Annotated in this window: 17 protein-coding genes and 1 tRNA gene; 17 read left to right on the forward strand and 1 reads right to left on the reverse strand. The window is 71.6% G+C overall.

The annotated features are described in order from the left end of the window. Positions 1 to 17: 17 nt before the first annotated feature. Positions 18 to 1265 (reverse strand): pyridoxal phosphate-dependent aminotransferase, encoded by a 1248-nt coding sequence (locus A6V29_RS13700; RefSeq protein ID WP_249933221.1) that lies wholly within the window; start codon positions 1263 to 1265, stop codon positions 18 to 20. Between the two features lie 256 nt (positions 1266 to 1521). Here A6V29_RS13700 and A6V29_RS13705 point away from each other — a divergent pair. From A6V29_RS13705 to A6V29_RS13785, 17 genes are all read left to right on the forward strand, one after another. Further along, positions 1522 to 1597, forward strand: a tRNA-Trp gene (locus A6V29_RS13705). A 76-nt stretch (positions 1598 to 1673) separates the two neighbouring features. After that, the gene (secE, locus tag A6V29_RS13710; RefSeq protein WP_137160809.1) at positions 1674 to 2198 is read left to right on the forward strand and encodes a preprotein translocase subunit SecE; all 525 of its coding nucleotides are present in this window, start codon (positions 1674 to 1676) and stop codon (positions 2196 to 2198) included. Positions 2199 to 2241: 43 nt separating this feature from the next. Beyond that, positions 2242 to 3132: a transcription termination/antitermination protein NusG gene (nusG, locus tag A6V29_RS13715; RefSeq protein WP_212719379.1), complete on the forward strand. Its 891-nt coding sequence runs from the start codon at positions 2242 to 2244 to the stop codon at positions 3130 to 3132. A 44-nt stretch (positions 3133 to 3176) separates the two neighbouring features. Continuing rightward, positions 3177 to 3608 carry a 50S ribosomal protein L11 gene (rplK, locus tag A6V29_RS13720; protein ID WP_137160810.1) on the forward strand — a complete coding sequence of 144 codons (432 nt, stop codon included), beginning with the start codon at positions 3177 to 3179 and terminating at the stop codon, positions 3606 to 3608. 87 nt (positions 3609 to 3695) lie between these two features. After that, on the forward strand, positions 3696 to 4415 hold the full coding sequence (gene rplA / locus A6V29_RS13725) for a 50S ribosomal protein L1 (RefSeq protein ID WP_137160811.1): 720 nt from the start codon (positions 3696 to 3698) through the stop codon (positions 4413 to 4415). A gap of 365 nt (positions 4416 to 4780) precedes the next feature. Continuing rightward, complete coding sequence (gene rplJ / locus A6V29_RS13730) at positions 4781 to 5407, forward strand: 50S ribosomal protein L10 (protein ID WP_137160812.1); 627 nt, start codon at positions 4781 to 4783, stop codon at positions 5405 to 5407. Between the two features lie 17 nt (positions 5408 to 5424). Then, the gene (rplL, locus tag A6V29_RS13735; RefSeq protein WP_137160813.1) at positions 5425 to 5826 is read left to right on the forward strand and encodes a 50S ribosomal protein L7/L12; all 402 of its coding nucleotides are present in this window, start codon (positions 5425 to 5427) and stop codon (positions 5824 to 5826) included. A gap of 361 nt (positions 5827 to 6187) precedes the next feature. After that, on the forward strand, positions 6188 to 7318 hold the full coding sequence (locus tag A6V29_RS13740; protein WP_170977868.1) for an ABC transporter ATP-binding protein: 1131 nt from the start codon (positions 6188 to 6190) through the stop codon (positions 7316 to 7318). Beyond that, positions 7315 to 8130, forward strand: coding sequence for an MlaE family ABC transporter permease (locus A6V29_RS13745; protein WP_249933222.1), 816 nt, complete (start codon positions 7315 to 7317; stop codon positions 8128 to 8130). Before A6V29_RS13740 ends, A6V29_RS13745 begins: the two co-directional genes overlap by 4 nt. Before the next feature lies 1 nt (position 8131). Continuing rightward, positions 8132 to 9001, forward strand: coding sequence for an MlaE family ABC transporter permease (locus A6V29_RS13750; RefSeq protein ID WP_137160815.1), 870 nt, complete (start codon positions 8132 to 8134; stop codon positions 8999 to 9001). A 7-nt stretch (positions 9002 to 9008) separates the two neighbouring features. Further along, entirely contained in the window at positions 9009 to 10382 is a 1374-nt protein-coding gene (locus tag A6V29_RS13755; RefSeq protein ID WP_137160816.1) for an MCE family protein, read from the forward strand. Next, entirely contained in the window at positions 10379 to 11434 is a 1056-nt protein-coding gene (locus A6V29_RS13760; RefSeq protein WP_137160817.1) for an MCE family protein, read from the forward strand. Before A6V29_RS13755 ends, A6V29_RS13760 begins: the two co-directional genes overlap by 4 nt. After that, entirely contained in the window at positions 11434 to 12456 is a 1023-nt protein-coding gene (locus tag A6V29_RS13765) for an MCE family protein (protein WP_137160818.1), read from the forward strand. Before A6V29_RS13760 ends, A6V29_RS13765 begins: the two co-directional genes overlap by 1 nt. Continuing rightward, entirely contained in the window at positions 12456 to 13694 is a 1239-nt protein-coding gene (locus A6V29_RS13770; RefSeq protein ID WP_137160819.1) for an MCE family protein, read from the forward strand. The genes A6V29_RS13765 and A6V29_RS13770 overlap by 1 nt, the downstream gene beginning before the upstream one ends. Continuing rightward, positions 13691 to 14971, forward strand: coding sequence for an MCE family protein (locus tag A6V29_RS13775; RefSeq protein WP_137160820.1), 1281 nt, complete (start codon positions 13691 to 13693; stop codon positions 14969 to 14971). Before A6V29_RS13770 ends, A6V29_RS13775 begins: the two co-directional genes overlap by 4 nt. Then, positions 14968 to 16263: an MlaD family protein gene (locus A6V29_RS13780; RefSeq protein ID WP_137160821.1), complete on the forward strand. Its 1296-nt coding sequence runs from the start codon at positions 14968 to 14970 to the stop codon at positions 16261 to 16263. Before A6V29_RS13775 ends, A6V29_RS13780 begins: the two co-directional genes overlap by 4 nt. 96 nt (positions 16264 to 16359) lie before the next feature. Beyond that, a complete protein-coding gene (locus tag A6V29_RS13785; protein ID WP_137160822.1) occupies positions 16360 to 16893 on the forward strand; it encodes an Rv1363c family protein in 534 nt (177 codons plus the stop codon). Positions 16894 to 17041: the final 148 nt, after the last annotated feature.

Raw genomic sequence — 17041 nt, forward strand, 5'->3', positions numbered from 1 at the left:
CGGTTAGGAGACACGCCCTAGGCGAACAGCCGCTGCATGCGGCTGACGCCCTCCACCAGATCCTCGTCGCCGAGGGCGTAGGACAGCCGCAGGTAGCCGGGGGTGCCGAAGGCCTCGCCCGGGACGACGGCGACCTCGGCCTGCTCCAGGATCAGCTCGGCGAGCTCGACGCTGGTCTCGGCCGTCCGGCCCCCGATCGGCCGGCCCAGGAGCCCCTTCACCGACGGGTAGACGTAGAACGCCCCCTGCGGCTCCGGGCAGGCGACGCCGGGGATCTCCCGCAGCATCGAGACGATCGTCCTGCGCCGCCGGTCGAACGCCTCCCGCATCGTGGCGACGGCGGAGAGGTCACCGTTCAGCGCGGCGACGGCGGCGGCCTGCGACACGTTGGCGACGTTCGACGTGGCGTGGGACTGCAGGTTGGTCGCCGCCTTGACGACGTCGGTGGGCCCGAGCATCCAGCCCACCCGCCAGCCGGTCATCGCGTAGGTCTTCGCCACGCCGTTCACCACGACGCAGCGGTCGGCGAGCTCGGGGACGACCACCGGCATCGACGGCGCGGTGACCCCGCCGTAGGTCAGGTGCTCGTAGATCTCGTCGGTGAGCACCCACAGGCCGGCCTCGTGCGCCCAGCGGCCGATCTCCTCCACCTGCTCGCGCGGGTAGACCGCGCCGGTGGGGTTGGACGGCGAGCAGAACAGCAGCACCTTGGTGCGCGGCGTCCGAGCGGCCTCGAGCTGCGCCGCCGAGACGAGGTAGCCGCTCTGCTCGTCGGCCACCACGGGCACGGGGACGCCGCCGGCCAGCCGGATCGCCTCCGGGTAGGTGGTCCAGTACGGCGCGGGCAGCAGCACCTCGTCGCCCGGGTCGAGCAGGGAGGCGAACGCCTGGTAGACCGCCTGCTTCCCGCCGTTGGTGACCAGCACCTGGGCGGCGGTCACCTCGAGGCCGGAGTCGCGGGCGGTCTTGGCGACGATGGCGTCCTTGAGCGCGGGCAGCCCGCCGGCCGGGGTGTAGCGGTGCATCGCGGGGTTCCGGGCCGCGGCGACGGCCGCCTCGACGATGTAGTCCGGCGTCGGGAAGTCCGGCTCGCCGGCGCCGAAGCCGATCACCGGCTTGCCGGCGGCCTTCAGCGCCTTCGCCTTCGCGTCGACGGCCAGGGTCGCCGACTCGGCGATCCCGGCGCACCGCTGGGAGACGCGGGGGAACTCGGCGGACGGGGCGGACGAGTCAAGGGAGCCGGGGGGCATGGGGTGGGCGGGCATAGGAACATCGTGTCAAAGACGGCGCGTCGGTACCGAGTCGATGTGCCGGAGCGGCGCCGGCACCGGCCTCGACAGGAGGTTGGCTCCGTCGAGGCCCGGTCCCGTACACTGGCCGACCTGGGGCAGCTGACCCCGCCACCGGCGTGCCCCGGAATCTCCTGAGGCCGGGCGCTGCCATGGCGAGGCGGACCGTTCCGTGGCCCCGTCCCGGGTCCCATCCTGAGCGTGCGAAGGGTGGGGAGGACGGGGTCCGTCAAGGGGTGTAGCTCAATTGGCAGAGCAGCGGTCTCCAAAACCGCAGGCTGCAGGTTCAAGTCCTGTCACCCCTGCCACCGCAGTGACCAGGCACGGCCGACCACCGACCGCCCCCGCAGGGGACGGCGACCACCACGAGGCGAGCGAGGCGCAGTGAGCGAGAAGCCGGAACGCGAGGACGACCGTCCCGACGTGTCCGACGCCGAGCTGACCGACGAGCAGCTCGACCGCGAGGCACCCGGCGTCGACGACGCCGCGGAGCTGGAGGCCGCCGAGGACGAGGTCGCCGCCGAGGCATCCGGCCAGGAGGACAAGGTCGTCGCATCGCCGGGCCGCCGTCGCCGTGGGCGGATCACCGCCGACGACGACGCGGACGACGAGCCCGCCGCCGGACGGCGTGCGGCGCGGTCGGCCTCCCGCCCGGCGGGCCGTGACGCCGGCGGGACCCGCTCGCGGGCCGCGGCCGAGCGGGCGCGGGCCGAGGAGATCAGGCAGAAGCGCTCCGTCGCCCGCTTCCTGCGCGAGGTCGTCGCCGAACTCCGCAAGGTGATCTGGCCCGGCCGCCGCGAGCTGATCACCTACACGACCGTGGTGATCGTCTTCGTGGCCTTCATGGTCGCGCTGGTGGCCGGCATGGACCTGGTCTTCTCCCGGGGCGTGATCGCCGTCTTCGGCTGACCTCCGCCCGCGCACGCCCCCACCCCATGAAGGAAGAGAACCTGTGACCGACCCCCGCGAGCCCTTCGAGACCGAGAACGCGGTCGAAGGCACCGACCTGGACGACGCCCGCTTCGAGGAGCGCGGCACCGCCGACGTCGAGACCGGCCTCGGCGAGCCCGGTTCTGCCGAGGGCTCCAGCGACACCGCCGCCATGGCCACCGACACCGAGGCCGCCGACGTCACTCCGGAGATCGAGACCGGCGACCCCGACACCCTGGCGGCCGACCCGCTCGCCGCTCCGGCGGAGAGCTCGGACGCGGTCGCTCCCGCCGAGGACGCCGAGGAGGACCCGGCCGAGGCGATGAAGAAGGCGCTGCGGCTGGCGCCCGGCGACTGGTACGTCGTGCACAGCTACGCCGGCTACGAGAACAAGGTGAAGACCAACCTCGAGGCGCGCATCCAGTCCCTCGACGTGGAGGACTACATCTACCAGATCGAGGTGCCCACCGAGGAGGTCACCGAGATCAAGAACGGCAAGCGCGCGCAGGTCAACCGCAAGGTGCTGCCCGGCTACCTGCTGGTGCGGATGGAGCTCAACGACGAGTCGTGGGGCGCGGTCCGCAACACCCCCGGCGTCACCGGCTTCGTGGGCGCCACCTCCAAGCCGTCGCCGCTCACTCTGGACGAGGTCGTGAAGATCCTCGTCCCGCCGACCAGCCCGCAGGCCGCCCGCGCCGCCGGAGGCGAGGCCGCTCCGGCCGCCGCCGCGCCCGCTGCGCTCGTGGACTTCGAGGTCGGCGAGTCGGTCACCGTCATGGACGGGCCGTTCGCCACCCTGCCCGCCACCATCAACGAGATCAACGCCGAGCAGCAGAAGCTGCAGGTCCTGGTCTCCATCTTCGGCCGCGAGACGCCCGTCGAGCTGTCGTTCAACCAGGTCAGCAAGCTCTAGTCGCTCAACGGCGCCAGCTGATCCACCACCGATAGAAGGAAGTCATGCCCCCCAGGAAGCGGTTGACCGCGGTCATCAAGCTCCAGATCAACGCCGGTGCGGCCACCCCCGCACCGCCCGTGGGTCCGGCGCTGGGCCAGCACGGCGTCAACATCATGGAGTTCTGCAAGGCGTACAACGCCGCCACGGAGTCGCAGCGCGGCAACGTGATCCCGGTCGAGATCTCGGTCTACGAGGACCGCTCGTTCACCTTCGTCACCAAGACCCCGCCGGCCGCGCGCATGCTGCTCAAGGCCGCCGGCGTCGACAAGGGGTCGGGCGAGCCGCACAAGACGAAGGTCGCCTCGGTCACCCGGGACCAGGTCCGCGAGATCGCCACCACCAAGATGGCCGACCTCAACGCCAACGACCTCGACCAGGCCGAGCGGATCATCGCCGGCACCGCCCGGTCGATGGGCATCACCGTCACGGGCTAGTCGCCCGCGACTCCACCACCCGTGGGAGGGCCTTCGCCGGCCCGTACACCACACGACCGGGGCGCCAGCTCCCGGAGAGGAACCACCATGGCGAAGCACGGCAAGAAGTTCCGCGCAGTGGCCGAGAAGGTCGACCGCGACAACCTGTACACCCCGCTCCAGGCCGCTGCCCTGGCCAAGGAGACGTCGACGACGTCCTACGACGCCACCGTCGAGGTCGCGATGCGCCTGGGCGTCGACCCGCGCAAGGCCGACCAGATGGTCCGCGGCACGGTCAACCTGCCCCACGGCACCGGCAAGACCGCCCGCGTCATCGTGTTCGCGACCGGTGACAAGGCCGCCGAGGCCGAGGCCGCCGGCGCCGACGTCGTCGGCTCGGACGACCTGATCGAGCGCATCCAGGGCGGTTTCCTGGACTTCGACGCGGCGATCGCGACCCCCGACCAGATGGCCAAGGTCGGCCGCATCGCCCGCATCCTCGGCCCCCGTGGCCTGATGCCGAACCCGAAGACCGGCACCGTGACGCCCGACGTCACCAAGGCGGTCAACGACATCAAGGGCGGGAAGATCAACTTCCGCGTCGACAAGCAGGCCAACCTGCACCTGGTGATCGGCAAGGCGTCCTTCGACCAGGAGAAGCTGGTGGAGAACTACGCGGCCGCCCTCGACGAGGTGCTGCGGGCCAAGCCGTCGTCGGCGAAGGGCCGCTACGTCAAGAAGGTCACGATCTCCACGACCATGGGCCCCGGCATCCCGGTCGACCCGAACCGCACCCGCAACCTGCTGGCCGACGAGCCCACGGCGTGATGATCAGCTGACCTGATCGTCATGGCTCCTCCCTCGCGGTCGACCGTGAGGGACGTGCCGGAACGGTGAGGGAGGACGGCCCCGCTGCGCACCCGCGCGGCGGGGCCGTCGTCGTATCGCGTACTGTGGTCGCCGTTCCCCCCACGACCGCTGGTCGTCGCACGTCCGCGTGCGATCGAAGGTCCCGGATCCACCCGGGCGGCCCGCGCAGGAGGACGGTTCGACAGGCAGGCTGCAGCACGTGCTGCGCGCATCCCGCCCATCGCCCCGTGCGCCTGCGCCGGGGCGTTCCTCGTCTCCGGGGCACCCGATCGCCCGCGTTCGCGCGAGAGGCCAGTGGTCGCCCGACAGACGAGAGGAGGCCCATGCCCACGCAGGCGAAGGCCGCGGCGATCGATGAGATCTCCCAGCGGTTCCAGAATTCGAGTGCGGCGGTGCTCACCGAGTACCGCGGGCTGACCGTGGCGCAGCTGACCGAGCTGCGCCGTTCCCTCGGTGCGGGCAGCAGCTACGCCGTCGTCAAGAACACCCTGACGAAGCGGGCAGCGGACGAGGTCGGCTACGGCGACCTGGCCCCGCTGCTCAACGGCCCGACCGCGATCGCCTTCCTCGAGGGCGACCCGGTCGAGGGCGCCAAGGCCCTCCGCGACTTCGCGAAGGCCAACCCGCTGCTCGTCGTCAAGGGCGGCGTGGTCGACGGACGCACGGTCGACGCCTCCGAGGTCACCCGCCTCGCCGACGTCGAGCCCCGTGACGTGCTGCTGGCCAAGCTGGCCGGCGCCATGAAGGGCAACCTGACCAAGGCTGCCGGGCTCTTCCAGGCCCCGCTGTCCCAGGTCGCCCGCCTCGCCGCCGCCCTGCAGGAGAAGAAGGCCGCCGACGCCCCGGCCGAGGCCGCCGCTCCCGCCACCGACGACAGCGCTGCTGCTGACACCACGACCGACACCGACACGACCGACGCTGCCGCGGACGACGCGGCCGGCGACGCCTGACCCACAAGGAGACAGACATGGCCAAGCTTTCCAGTGCGGAGCTGCTCGACGCGTTCAAGGAGATGACCCTCCTCGAGCTGTCCGACTTCGTGAAGCAGTTCGAGGAGACCTTCGAGGTCACCGCGGCTGCCCCCGTGGCCGTCGCGGCCGCCCCGGCCGCCGGTGGCGCCGGTGGCGGTGGCGGTGGCGGCGAGGCCGCTGCCGAGCAGGACGAGTTCGACGTCATCCTCGAGAGCGCCGGTGACAAGAAGATCCAGGTCATCAAGGAGGTGCGCGGCCTGACCTCGCTCGGCCTCAAGGAGGCCAAGGACCTGGTCGACAACGCGCCGAAGCCGGTCCTGGAGAAGGTCGCCAAGGACGCCGCTGACAAGGCGAAGGAAGCCCTCGAGGGCGCCGGCGCCACCGTCACCGTCAAGTAAAGGACCCCGGCGCCCCCCAGCCCTCGCTCCGCTCGGGCCGGGTCCCTACGCCGGGGCCGTTCCATGGCGTCGCCTCGCGGCGTCGCCGCACAGGGGCCGTCCCTCCTCCGGGAGGGGCGGCCCCTGTGGCGTTCCTCCGGCCAGGTGACATAGGCGTCCCGGGCTTCAGCCATCCGGGAGAGCTGGGTCACCGGCAGCGGGTGACGCACGTAACCTCTCCGCCGGCTGGTCGTTACTGCCCAGTAGTGAAGCGGACGTCGCCGTCCAGATGCGGGTTCGGCGGCGAGGCCGCACACTGCCGGGGCCTGCCGATGCGGCGGGGCGGGGACCGGCAGCGCAGCCGGAGCGGAGGGCAGGAGTCGTGGGCGTCGCAGTCGAGGTCGAAGGGCTGACCAAGTCGTTCGGGAGCCAGAACATCTGGAGCGATGTCACCCTGACCCTGCCCCCGGGGGAGATCTCGGTGCTCCTCGGCCCCTCGGGCACCGGCAAGTCGGTGTTCCTCAAGTCCCTCGTCGGACTGCTCAAGCCCGAGCGCGGCTCGATCGTCATCAACGACACCGACATCGTCCGCACGAGCGAGCACCGGCTCTACGAGATCCGGAAGCTGTTCGGCGTCCTCTTCCAGGACGGCGCGCTGTTCGGGTCGATGACGCTCTTCGACAACATCGCCTTCCCGCTGCGCGAGCACACCAAGAAGAGCGAGGCGGAGATCAGGTCCATCGTCCTCGAGAAGATGGACATGGTCGGCCTGCAGGGCGCCGAGTCCAAGCTGCCGGGGGAGATCTCCGGCGGGATGCGCAAGCGCGCGGGCCTCGCCCGGGCGTTGGTCCTGGACCCGGAGATCATCCTGTTCGACGAGCCGGACTCCGGCCTCGACCCGGTCCGCGTGGCCTACCTCAACCAGCTGATCGTCGACCTCAACGCGCAGATCGACGCCACCTTCCTCATCGTCACGCACGACATCGGGACCGCCCGGACGGTGCCGGACAACCTGGGCCTGCTGTTCCGCCGCAACCTGGTGATGTTCGGCCCCCGCGAGCAGCTGCTGACCTCGAACGAGCCCGTCGTCCGCCAGTTCCTCAACGGTCGCCGCGAGGGCCCGATCGGCATGAGCGAGGAGAAGGACGTCGCCCAGGTCGAGGCGGAGATGAAGGAGCTCGAGGCGCGCGGCGGCGACGCCCACAACGGCGTCGGCCCGAAGGGCGCCACCGGTGGGGACGCCGTCCCGCCGCAGCTGACCCCGACCGAGGGCCTGCCCGAGCGCAAGGCCGAGCGGCGTCGGCAGGAGCGCGTGGCCCGGATGCTGCACGAGTTCGACGAGGAGACCCAGGCGGCGATCCGCAAGTCCCTGCCCGAGGACCTGCTGGCGATGGCCGACTCCGGCACCTTCGCGCCCACCCGCGGCCAGGGCGGGCGGCACTGGGCGCCCGACGCCGACCAGACCGGTGCCACCGCGACCGCCACGCTGCCCCGGCAGGGCGGTGGCGCGTGACGGCGACCGAGGAGCCGAAGGCCCCCGGGCTGCTGGACGGCAAGTTCTCGCCGACGCGCCCGCTGGCGGCCAGCGGCAATCTCTTCGCCTTCGCGCTCGACGTCCTCAAGGCGCTGCCCAAGCGGCCGTTCCAGCTGCGCGAGTTCATCCAGCAGGCCTGGTTCGTCGCCAGCGTCACGATCATCCCGACCGCGCTCGTCGCCATCCCGTTCGGCGCCGTCATCGCCCTCCAGCTCGGCTCGCTGACCCGCCAGCTCGGCGCGCAGTCGTTCAGCGGCTCGGCCTCGGTGCTCGCGGTCGTGCGCGAGGCCAGCCCGATCGTCACCGCGCTGCTCATCGCCGGTGCCGGAGGCTCGGCGATCTGCGCGGACCTGGGCGCCCGGAAGATCCGCGACGAGATCGACGCGATGGAGGTCCTGGGCATCAGCCCGATCCAGCGCCTCGTCGTGCCCCGGGTGCTCGCCGCGATGCTCGTCGCCGTCCTGCTCAACGGCCTGGTCAGCGTCGTCGGCACCGCCGGCGGCTACTTCTTCAACGTCGTCCTCCAGGGCGGCACGCCCGGCGCCTACCTGGCGTCGTTCAGCGCGCTCGCGCAGATCGAGGACTTCTGGGCCTCGGAGATCAAGGCGCTGGTCTTCGGGTTGATCGCCGGGATCGTCGCCTCGTACAAGGGGCTCAACGCCGGAGGGGGACCCAAGGGCGTCGGCGACGCGGTGAACCAGTCCGTGGTCATCACCTTCATCCTGCTGTTCGCCGTGAACTTCGTGATGACCGCGATCTACTTCCAGCTCGTCCCACCGAAGGGGCAGTGACATGGCACTGCTCTCCCCGGTGGACCGGATCAAGGTCGGCACGCGACGCGTCGTCCGCCTGGTCTACAAGCGGCCGATGGACACGCTCGAGGACCTCGGCGACCAGATGTCGTTCTACGCGCGAGCGCTGGCCTGGACCCCGCGCACGCTGCGCCGGTACAAGCGCGAGACGCTGCGGCTGCTCTCCGAGGTCACCTTCGGCAGCGGCGCGCTGGCGGTCATCGGCGGCACTGTCGGCGTCATCGCGGCGCTGGCGTTCTTCACCGGCTCCGCGGTCGGCCTGCAGGGCTACGCCGCTCTCGACCAGCTCGGGACGTCGGCCTTCACCGGCTTCCTCTCCGCCTACTTCAACACCCGGGAGATCGCCCCGCTGGTCGCCGGGGTGGCGCTGTCGGCCACGGTCGGGTGCGGCTTCACCGCCCAGATCGGCGCCATGCGGATCAACGAGGAGATCGACGCGCTCGAGGTCATGGGCGTGCCCTCGCTGCCGTTCCTGGTCACCACGCGGATCATCGCCGGCTTCGTCGCCGTCATCCCGCTCTACGTGCTCGGCCTGCTGACCAGCTACTTCGCCACCCGGCTGATCGCCACCCAGGCGTACGGCCAGTCGGGCGGCACCTACGACCACTACTTCAACCTCTTCCTCCCACCGGAGGACGTGCTGTGGTCGTTCCTCAAGGTGTGCGTGTTCGCCGTCGTGGTGATCCTGACCCACTGCTACTACGGCTACCGGGCCAGCGGCGGCCCCGCGGGCGTGGGCATGGCGGTCGGCCGTGCGGTGCGCTTCTCGATCGTGGCGATCAACATCATCGACCTGTTCCTGTCCCTGGCCATCTGGGGCTCGACGACGACAGTGCGGATCGCGGGGTGACACGGCGATGAGCAGAACGATCCGTCGGCGGCTCCAGGGCGTCGCCTTCCTGGTGGTCCTGGCCCTGCTGGTCGGGCTCTCGATCGCGCAGTACAACAAGGTGTTCGCCGACGTGGCGATGGTGACGCTGGAGACCGAGACGGCCGGCAGCCAGCTGCAACCGGCGTCCGACGTCAAGGTCCGCGGCGTGATCGTCGGTGAGGTCCGCGAGGTGGAGGGCGACGCCGACGGTGCCACGCTCACCCTCGCGCTCGACCCCGACCACCTCGAGCAGATCCCGGCCGACGTGACGGCGCGGCTGCTGCCCAAGACCCTCTTCGGCGAGCGCTACGTCTCGCTGGAGCTGCCCGAGGAGCCGTCCCAGGAGCGGCTGGCGGACGGCGACGTGATCGGCCAGGACCGCAGCGAGAACGCCATCGAGCTGCAGCGGGTCATCGACAACACGCTGCCGCTGCTCCAGGCGGTCCACCCCGACGACCTCGCCTTCACCCTCGGGGCGGTCGCCGACGCGCTCCGCGGACGAGGGGACGACCTCGGCGCCAACCTGGCCAGCGTGGGCCAGTACGTCGGGGAGCTCAACACCGTCCTGCCGGAGCTGCAGGCCGACATCTCGGGGCTCGCCGACTTCGCCGAGACCTACGAAGGCGCGGCCGACGACCTGCTCGCCGTCCTGGACAACCTCGCGATCACGAACACGACGGTGGTCGACCAGGCCGAGCAGCTGCGCCGGACGTTCACCGTCGGCGCCAGCTCCGCGAACGTGACGGCCGGCTTCCTCGAGCGCAACGAGCGCAACCTCATCTCGCTCGCCGAGACCTCGCGGCCGGTGTTGGGCCTGCTCGCCGAGTACTCGCCGGTGTACCCCTGCCTGCTCGAGGGGCTGGCCCGCTCCAAGCCGCTGATCAGCGAGACGTTCGGCGGCGACGGCGACCCGGCGCTGAACCTCAACATCGTGTTCACCGTCCCCTCGCGCAACGGCTACGCGCCCGGCGACCAGCCGGTCTACGCCGACACCGCGGGGCCGGACTGCCGCGGACTGGACGACATCGACGCCGAGATCGCCCAGGCCGCGGCCGGGGAGTTCTACTGCCCCTACCCGCCGCTGGACGGCATCGAGAGCCCGGAGAGCGAGCTGCGCGACGAGCCCGTCTGCTACGCGGGAGGCGCCGACGACGGCGGGAACCCGGAGAACGTGCCGGGGAACCGGCCAGGGAGCGCCGGCACCTCGCTACCCGACCAGTTGGCGGGCTCGACGGCCGAACTCGAGTTCGTGAAGGGCCTCCTGGCCTACCGGTCCGGCGGCGACCCCGACGACGTCTCGGACATCGGAGCGGCCGCCCTGGCCCCTCTCCTGCGGGGGAAGACCGTGATGCTGCGATGAGGGACAAGCTGCGCGGGCTGGCCGGCCCGCTGACGAAGCTGGCCGCCTTCGCCCTGGTGACGATCATGGCGTCCTACGCGCTGGTCGCGACCATCACCAACGCCGGCTACGGCGAGCAAGTGTCCTACCGGGCCCACTTCAGCGACGTCGCCGGACTGGTGGAGGGCGACGAGGTGCGCATCGCGGGTGTCCGCGTCGGGCAGGTCGTCGGCATCGGCCTGGAGGACGCGACCGACCGGCCCGTCGCCGAGGTGGAGCTCGAGGTCGACGCCGACGTGCCGCTGCCGGCCAAGGTCGAGGCGACGATCCGCTTCCGGAACCTCGTCGGGCAGCGGTACATCGCGCTCACCGAGGGCGAGGGCTCGGCCGGCAGCACCCTGGAGGAGGGTGCGGTGATCCCGCTAGAGCAGACCACCAACGCCCTGGACCTCACGGTGCTCTTCGGCGGCTTCCAGCCGTTGCTGCAGGCCCTGTCGCCGGCCGACGTCAACCGGGTCTCCTTCGAGATCATCCAGGTGTTCCAGGGCGAGGGCGGCACCGTGGAGAGCCTCCTGGCGCACGTGGCCTCGCTGACCAACAGCCTGGCCGACCGCGACGCGGTGATCGGCAGCGTCATCGACAACCTGACGACGGTGATGGACACCCTCGCCGCGCGGGACCAGCAGCTGTCGGACCTCGTGGTGAGCCTCCAGCAGTTCGTCACCGGCCTGGCCGGCGACAGCGAGGCGATCTTCGACTCGCTGGAGACGATCGACCAGCTGGCCGTGTCGACCAGCGACTTCCTCGCCGACGCTCGGGCACCGCTGACCGCGGACATCCAGGCGCTGGGCGACCTGTCGACCAACCTGGGGGACACCGGCGACCTGCTCGAGACGGCGATGCAGACGGCTCCCGTCAAGCTCAAGCTGATCACGCGCACGGCCATCAACGGCAGCTGGTTCAACTTCTTCATGTGCAGCGCCGGCGGCACCGTCGTCCTCCCGGGGACCCCGACGCAGGCGCCGCTCGCCCAGACCTTCGAGTTCGACAGCGGCGCGGAGGGGTGTGGCTGATGGCGAGGTCGTCGAACTTCCGCGACAAGAACCCCGTGGTCATCGGGGCGATCAGCCTGACCGTGATCGCCGTCCTGGTGTACCTGGCGTTCAACGCCCAGTCGCTGCCGATCATCGGTGGGGGGACGGTGTACAAGGCGCAGTTCTCCGAGGCCGCCGGCCTCAAGCCCGACGACGCCGTGCGGGTCGCCGGGGTGAAGGTGGGCTCGGTCGAAGGCATGTCCCTGGAGGACGGCGCGGTGACCGTCGAGCTCCGCATCAAGGACACCTTCGTCGGCGACAGGTCGGAGGCGGCGATCAAGATCGAGACGGTCCTCGGCGCCAAGTACGTGGCCCTCGTCCCCCGCGGCGCCGAACCGCTGGACCCCGACGAGCGCATCCCGCTGGAGCGCACGGCCTCGCCCTACGACGTCGTCGAGGCCTTCGCCGACCTGTCGTCCACCGTGCAGGAGATCGACACCGGTCAGCTGGCGGCGAGCTTCGAGGTGCTGGCGGAGACCTTCTCCGAGACCCCCGAGGAGGTGCGCGCCTCCCTGGAGGGGCTGGCCCGCCTGTCGGACACGATCGCCTCCCGCGACGCCGAGCTCCGGCAGCTGCTGACGGCGACCCGCGACGTCACGCAGGTGCTGGCCGACCGCAACGGCGAGTTCACCCAGCTGATCCTGGACTCCAACACGCTGCTCACCGAGGTGCAGGAGCGCCGGGATCTCATCGACTCCATCCTGACCAACACCCAGGAGCTCGCCCGGCAGCTGTCCGGCCTGGTGGCCGACAACCGCGAGGTGCTCACCCCCGCGCTGCAGCAGCTGTCCCGGGTGACCGACATCCTGTCGCGCAACCGCGCCGCCCTGGCCGAGACCGTCGACGAGCTCGCGCCGTTCGTGCGGGTGTTCACCAACGCGCTGGGCACCGGTCGCTGGTTCGACAGCTTCGTCAACGACCTGATCCCGACCGTGGTCGGAGCGGCCGTCTGCACCGCGGCCGAGACCCCGGTCACCGGCTGCGCCCCGGGAGGCCAGTGATGAGCGGGTCCCTGCAGCGCGGGGTGGCGATCGGCGCGGCCCTGATCCTGCTGCTCGCCCTGGGCTGGACCATCCTGCGCCCGGTCGGCCAGTACCGGGTGACCGCGTGGTTCACCGAGACCGTCGGCCTCTACCCGGGCTCGGACGTCCGGGTGCTCGGCATCGCGATCGGCTCGGTCGAGGACGTCGTACCGCTGGGCGACAGGGTGCGCGTCGACATGAGCATCGACGAGGACTACGACATCCCGGCCGACGCCAACGCGATCGTCCTGGCGCCCTCCCTGGTGTCGGACCGCTACGTGCAGTTCTCGCCGGTGTACGACGGCGGACCCACGATGGAGGACGGCGCGGAGGTGCCGCTGGACCGCACCGCGATCCCGGTGGAGCTCGACGCCGTGTACGGCGCCCTCGACGAGCTGTCTCAGGCCCTCGGGCCCAACGGGGCCAACGCCGACGGCGCGCTGTCGGACCTGGTCGACGTCGGTGCGGCGAACCTCGACGGCAACGGCGAGGCGCTCAACCGCACGCTCACCGGGTTCTCCCAGGCCGTCGAGACGTTGTCGGAGAACCGCGACCAGCTGTTCGACTCCCTGGACAACCTGCAGGCGTTCACCTCGGCGCTGGCCACGATCGACGCCCAGGTCGGCCAGTTCAACCAGAACATGGCCGCGGTGAGCCGGCTGCTCGCCGAGGAGCGGACGGACCTGCAGGAGGCCGTGGCCCTGCTCAGCGACGCGCTCGGGCAGGTGGCCGGGTTCGTGCGGGACAACACCGCGCTGCTGACGACCAACGTCAACCGGCTGGCCGACGTCACCCTCGTCCTGGTGCAGCAGCGGGCCAAGCTCGCGGAGGCGCTGGACGTGGCACCGGCGGCGCTGGGCAACCTCGCGCGCGCCTACAACCCCGACTGGGGCACCCTGGACACCCGCGACAACGGGGTGACCTCGCTCAACGCGGAGGTGCTCGTCTGCGGCGCGCTGGCCCAGATCGGACGCGTCGACCTGGCGGCCGACCTGCCGCTGCCGCTGCCCGACCCGACGGCGCCGATCAGGGACGGCGTCAACGAGATCTGCGCCCGGCTGCTCTCCGGCGACGCCAACGCCGACGGCAGCCTGGACGACCTCAACGGCAACGGCATCCCCGACTACGAGGAGCTGCGCCAGGCCATCGGCGGCGGCGGCGGTGGCGGCGGCGGCGGCGGTCTCCTGCCCGGGCTCCTCCCGGTGGGTGCACCGTGAACCGGCCGGCGCAGCGCGCCGCGGCCCTCGCGGCGGGCGTCCTGCTGCTCGGCGGCTGCGGCTTCCGGGGGGCGTCGTCGATCAGCCTGCCGGGCGGCGCCGACGTCGGCGACGACCCGTACACCGTCGAGGTGGAGTTCCTCGACGTGCTCGACCTCGTGCCGCAGTCGGGTGTCCGCGTCGCCGACGTGCCCGTCGGCCGGGTGGACGCGATCGAGCTCGACGAGGAGAACTGGACGGCGGTCGTGACCATCACCGTCAACGGCGACGTCGAGCTGCCCGCCAACGCGGTCGCGGCGATCCAGCAGACCTCGCTCCTGGGCGAGAAGTTCGTCGAGCTGGCTCCTCCGGGCAACGAGCCGCCGCGGGGCCGCCTCGAGGACGACGCGCGGATCACCCTCGACCGCACCAACCGCAACGTCGAGGTGGAGGAGCTGCTCGGCGCGCTGTCGCTGGTGCTCAACGGCGGAGGGCTCACCCAGCTGCAGACGATCAACCGCGAGCTCGGGGACGCGCTGGAGGGCCGGGAGGACGAGATCAAGGCGACGCTGGACCAGCTCGACACCTTCATCGGCGGCCTGGACGCCCAGCGGGCGGAGATCAACCGGGCCCTCGACAGGGCGGACGAGCTGGCCGGGACGCTGGCCGCGCGGACCGCGACGATCGAGAACGCGCTGGACACGATCGGGCCCGGTCTCGACGTCATCAACGAGCAGCGGGCGCTGCTGGTCTCGATGCTGGACGGGCTGGCCCGCCTCGGTGACGTGGGTACCCGCATCATCAACCAGGCGGGGGCCAACACGATCGAGGACCTGCGGCTGCTCCAGCCGATCCTCACCCAGCTCGCCGCGGCCGGACCGGACCTCGCCGAGGCGCTGGAGCTGATGTTGACCTATCCCTTCCCCGACAGCTCGCTGACCGCGCTGAACTACCGCCAGGCGCAGTCCGGCGGCGTCGCGATGTTCGCCAACATGACCGCGACGGTGAACCTCGACCTGACCCAGCTGCTGTGCCGATACGTCATCGACCAGGTCGGCGCGCTGGTCCAGCTGCCGCTCCAGGAAGCCATCGCGCAGGGCAGGTGCGGCACCGAGACCGGCCCGCCCGGGACGGCGGGAGGCGGTGCGGGCGATCCCTCGACCGCCGCCACGGCGCCGTCGCCGGGAGGCTTCTCGCTGCTCGAGCAGCTCGGTGGCCGGGTCCTCGAGCAGGCGCCGGAGTCCGGCCTGCCCACGGGTCCGGTGGGCACGCTGAACCTGGGTGAGGTGGTCCCGTGATCACGCGCAGCACCCGGTTGAAGCTGGCCGCCTTCGCGACGCTCGCCGTCCTCGGGATGGCCTACCTCGGCTTCACATACGTGGGCCTGGACCGCATCCTGCTGGGTGGCAGCTACGAGGTGTCCGCGGACTTCGAGGACTCCGGCGGCATCTTCGTCAACGCCGAGGTCACCTACCGCGGGGTCGCCGTCGGCCGGGTGACCGACATGCAGCTGGTCGACGACGGCGTCCGCGTCACCATGCGGATCGACAGGGGTGCCGAGCCGATCCCCGTCGACACCCAGGCGCTGGTCGCCACCCGCAGCGCGGTGGGGGAGCAGTACGTCAACCTCCGGCCCAACGGGGACGGCGAGCCGTACCTCGAGGACGGCGCGGTGATCCCCCAGGAGCGCACCAGCATCCCGGTGCCGGTCGAGCAGATGCTGCTCCACCTCGACGGGCTCGTGGGCTCGATCGACGAGGAGAACCTGCGGATCGTGGTCGAGGAGCTCGGTCGCGCGTTCGAGGGCGCGGGGGAGGACCTGGGCCGGCTCATCGACAACGGTGACCTGCTCCTGGCCCGCGCCCAGGAGTCCCTGCCGCAGACCCTGGACCTCATCGTCGACGCGCAGACGGTGTTGGACACCCAGCGCGACAGCCGCTCGGCGATCCGGCAGTGGGCGTCGGACCTGCGACTGGTCAGCGACACGCTCGTGGAGATGGACCCCGACCTGCGCGAGATCGTGGTCAACGCCCCGGACGCCGCGCAGGGGCTGCAGGACCTCGTCGACCAGGCGGGCCCGGGACTGGGGTCGCTGGTGCGCAACCTCGACATCCTCAACGGCGTCACGATCCCGCGGCTCGACGGCGTCCGGCAGATGCTGATCACCTATCCCGACGTCGTCACCGGTGGGTTCACCGTCGTCCGCCGGGACGCCGACGGGGTGCTGCGCTCGCACTTCGGCTTCGTGCTCAACCCGCAGGCGCCGCACGCCTGCGTCTCCGGCTACGTGCCGAGCTCGAGCACCCCCACCCAGAGCGCGGTCGAGAACGTCGACGTCGACGCGGTCCGGTGCGACGTCGTCGACGGCGTCGACCCGAACCCCGGCGACTCCGTGGACGAGAGCGGCAGCAACATCCGCGGCGAGCAGAACATCGGGCGCGACGGCGGCCGCGGGGCCGGCGCACCCGGGGAGACGCCGGGCGGCGGCCTGCCCGCACCGCCCGGTGGCCTGCCCGGGTTGCCCGGCGGCCTGTCGGACATCCTGCACGGGCTCCTCGGCGCCACGCCCTTCGCCACCGTGACGGGCTGACCGCGGCACGCCTGCGGGGACCGGCCGGACGAGTTGGAGAGGATGACGCGAGTGACGACGGACATGGAGGCGCGGACGCGCGGGGAGGAGGGAGACGTGCCCACCGCCGTCGGTGACGGGACGGGCGAGGACGCCGGGCGCAGCCGCAGGCGGCTCAGCCTCCCGCTGGTGCCGGTCCTCGCCGTCCTCCTCGTGCTGCTCGTCGGCGCGGTGGTGTACCTGTGGGCCACCCGGCAGGAGGACTCCGCCGTCAGCACCGGGGACTACGCCGCGGCGCTGCAGGCGGCGCGATCGGGCGTCGTGGACATCGCCACCTTCGACCACCTGACCCTCGACGACGACCTGGAGCAGATCCGCCGCGTCACGACCGGCGACTTCACCGAGCAGGCCGTGGCCGAGCTCGAGGCCGGGCGGGAGCGGATCACCGAGTACCAGGTGGTCGCCAACACGGAGGTCATCGGGGCGGGCGTCACCCAGGCCGACGAGGAGACCGCGACCGTCATGCTGCTCATCCAGGCGACGAGCCAGAACGCCGTCGACCCGCGGCCGACGATCGAGAAGTCCCGCATCCAGGTGACCCTGGAGAAGGTCGACGACCGCTGGCTGCTGACCGGGATCTCGGGGCGGTGAGCCGACGATGACCGAGGAGTCCGAGAGCCGGCCGCGCCCCACGCCCCGCAGCCGCGCGGGCGGTCCGGGGCGCCCGAGTCCGCGCCCGCGGGTGGCGGGCAGCCGCCGCGGCCGCGACGACACCCCTGCCGACGCCCCTGCCACCGCC

Source organism: Blastococcus sp. CCUG 61487 (genome assembly GCF_005222955.1).
Taxonomy (GTDB): domain Bacteria; phylum Actinomycetota; class Actinomycetes; order Mycobacteriales; family Geodermatophilaceae; genus Blastococcus.

Excerpts from the sequence above, each read along its gene's own strand:
- A6V29_RS13700 (WP_249933221.1), bottom strand. The coding sequence starts at position 1,265 with ATGCCCGCCCACCCCATGCCCCCCGGCTCCCTTGACTCGTCCGCCCCG.
- rplK (WP_137160810.1), top strand. The coding sequence starts at position 3,177 with ATGCCCCCCAGGAAGCGGTTGACCGCGGTCATCAAGCTCCAGATCAAC.
- rplA (WP_137160811.1), top strand. The coding sequence starts at position 3,696 with ATGGCGAAGCACGGCAAGAAGTTCCGCGCAGTGGCCGAGAAGGTCGAC.
- rplJ (WP_137160812.1), top strand. The coding sequence starts at position 4,781 with ATGCCCACGCAGGCGAAGGCCGCGGCGATCGATGAGATCTCCCAGCGG.
- rplL (WP_137160813.1), top strand. The coding sequence starts at position 5,425 with ATGGCCAAGCTTTCCAGTGCGGAGCTGCTCGACGCGTTCAAGGAGATG.
- A6V29_RS13750 (WP_137160815.1), top strand. The coding sequence starts at position 8,132 with ATGGCACTGCTCTCCCCGGTGGACCGGATCAAGGTCGGCACGCGACGC.
- A6V29_RS13755 (WP_137160816.1), top strand. The coding sequence starts at position 9,009 with ATGAGCAGAACGATCCGTCGGCGGCTCCAGGGCGTCGCCTTCCTGGTG.
- A6V29_RS13760 (WP_137160817.1), top strand. The coding sequence starts at position 10,379 with ATGAGGGACAAGCTGCGCGGGCTGGCCGGCCCGCTGACGAAGCTGGCC.
- A6V29_RS13765 (WP_137160818.1), top strand. The coding sequence starts at position 11,434 with ATGGCGAGGTCGTCGAACTTCCGCGACAAGAACCCCGTGGTCATCGGG.
- A6V29_RS13770 (WP_137160819.1), top strand. The coding sequence starts at position 12,456 with ATGAGCGGGTCCCTGCAGCGCGGGGTGGCGATCGGCGCGGCCCTGATC.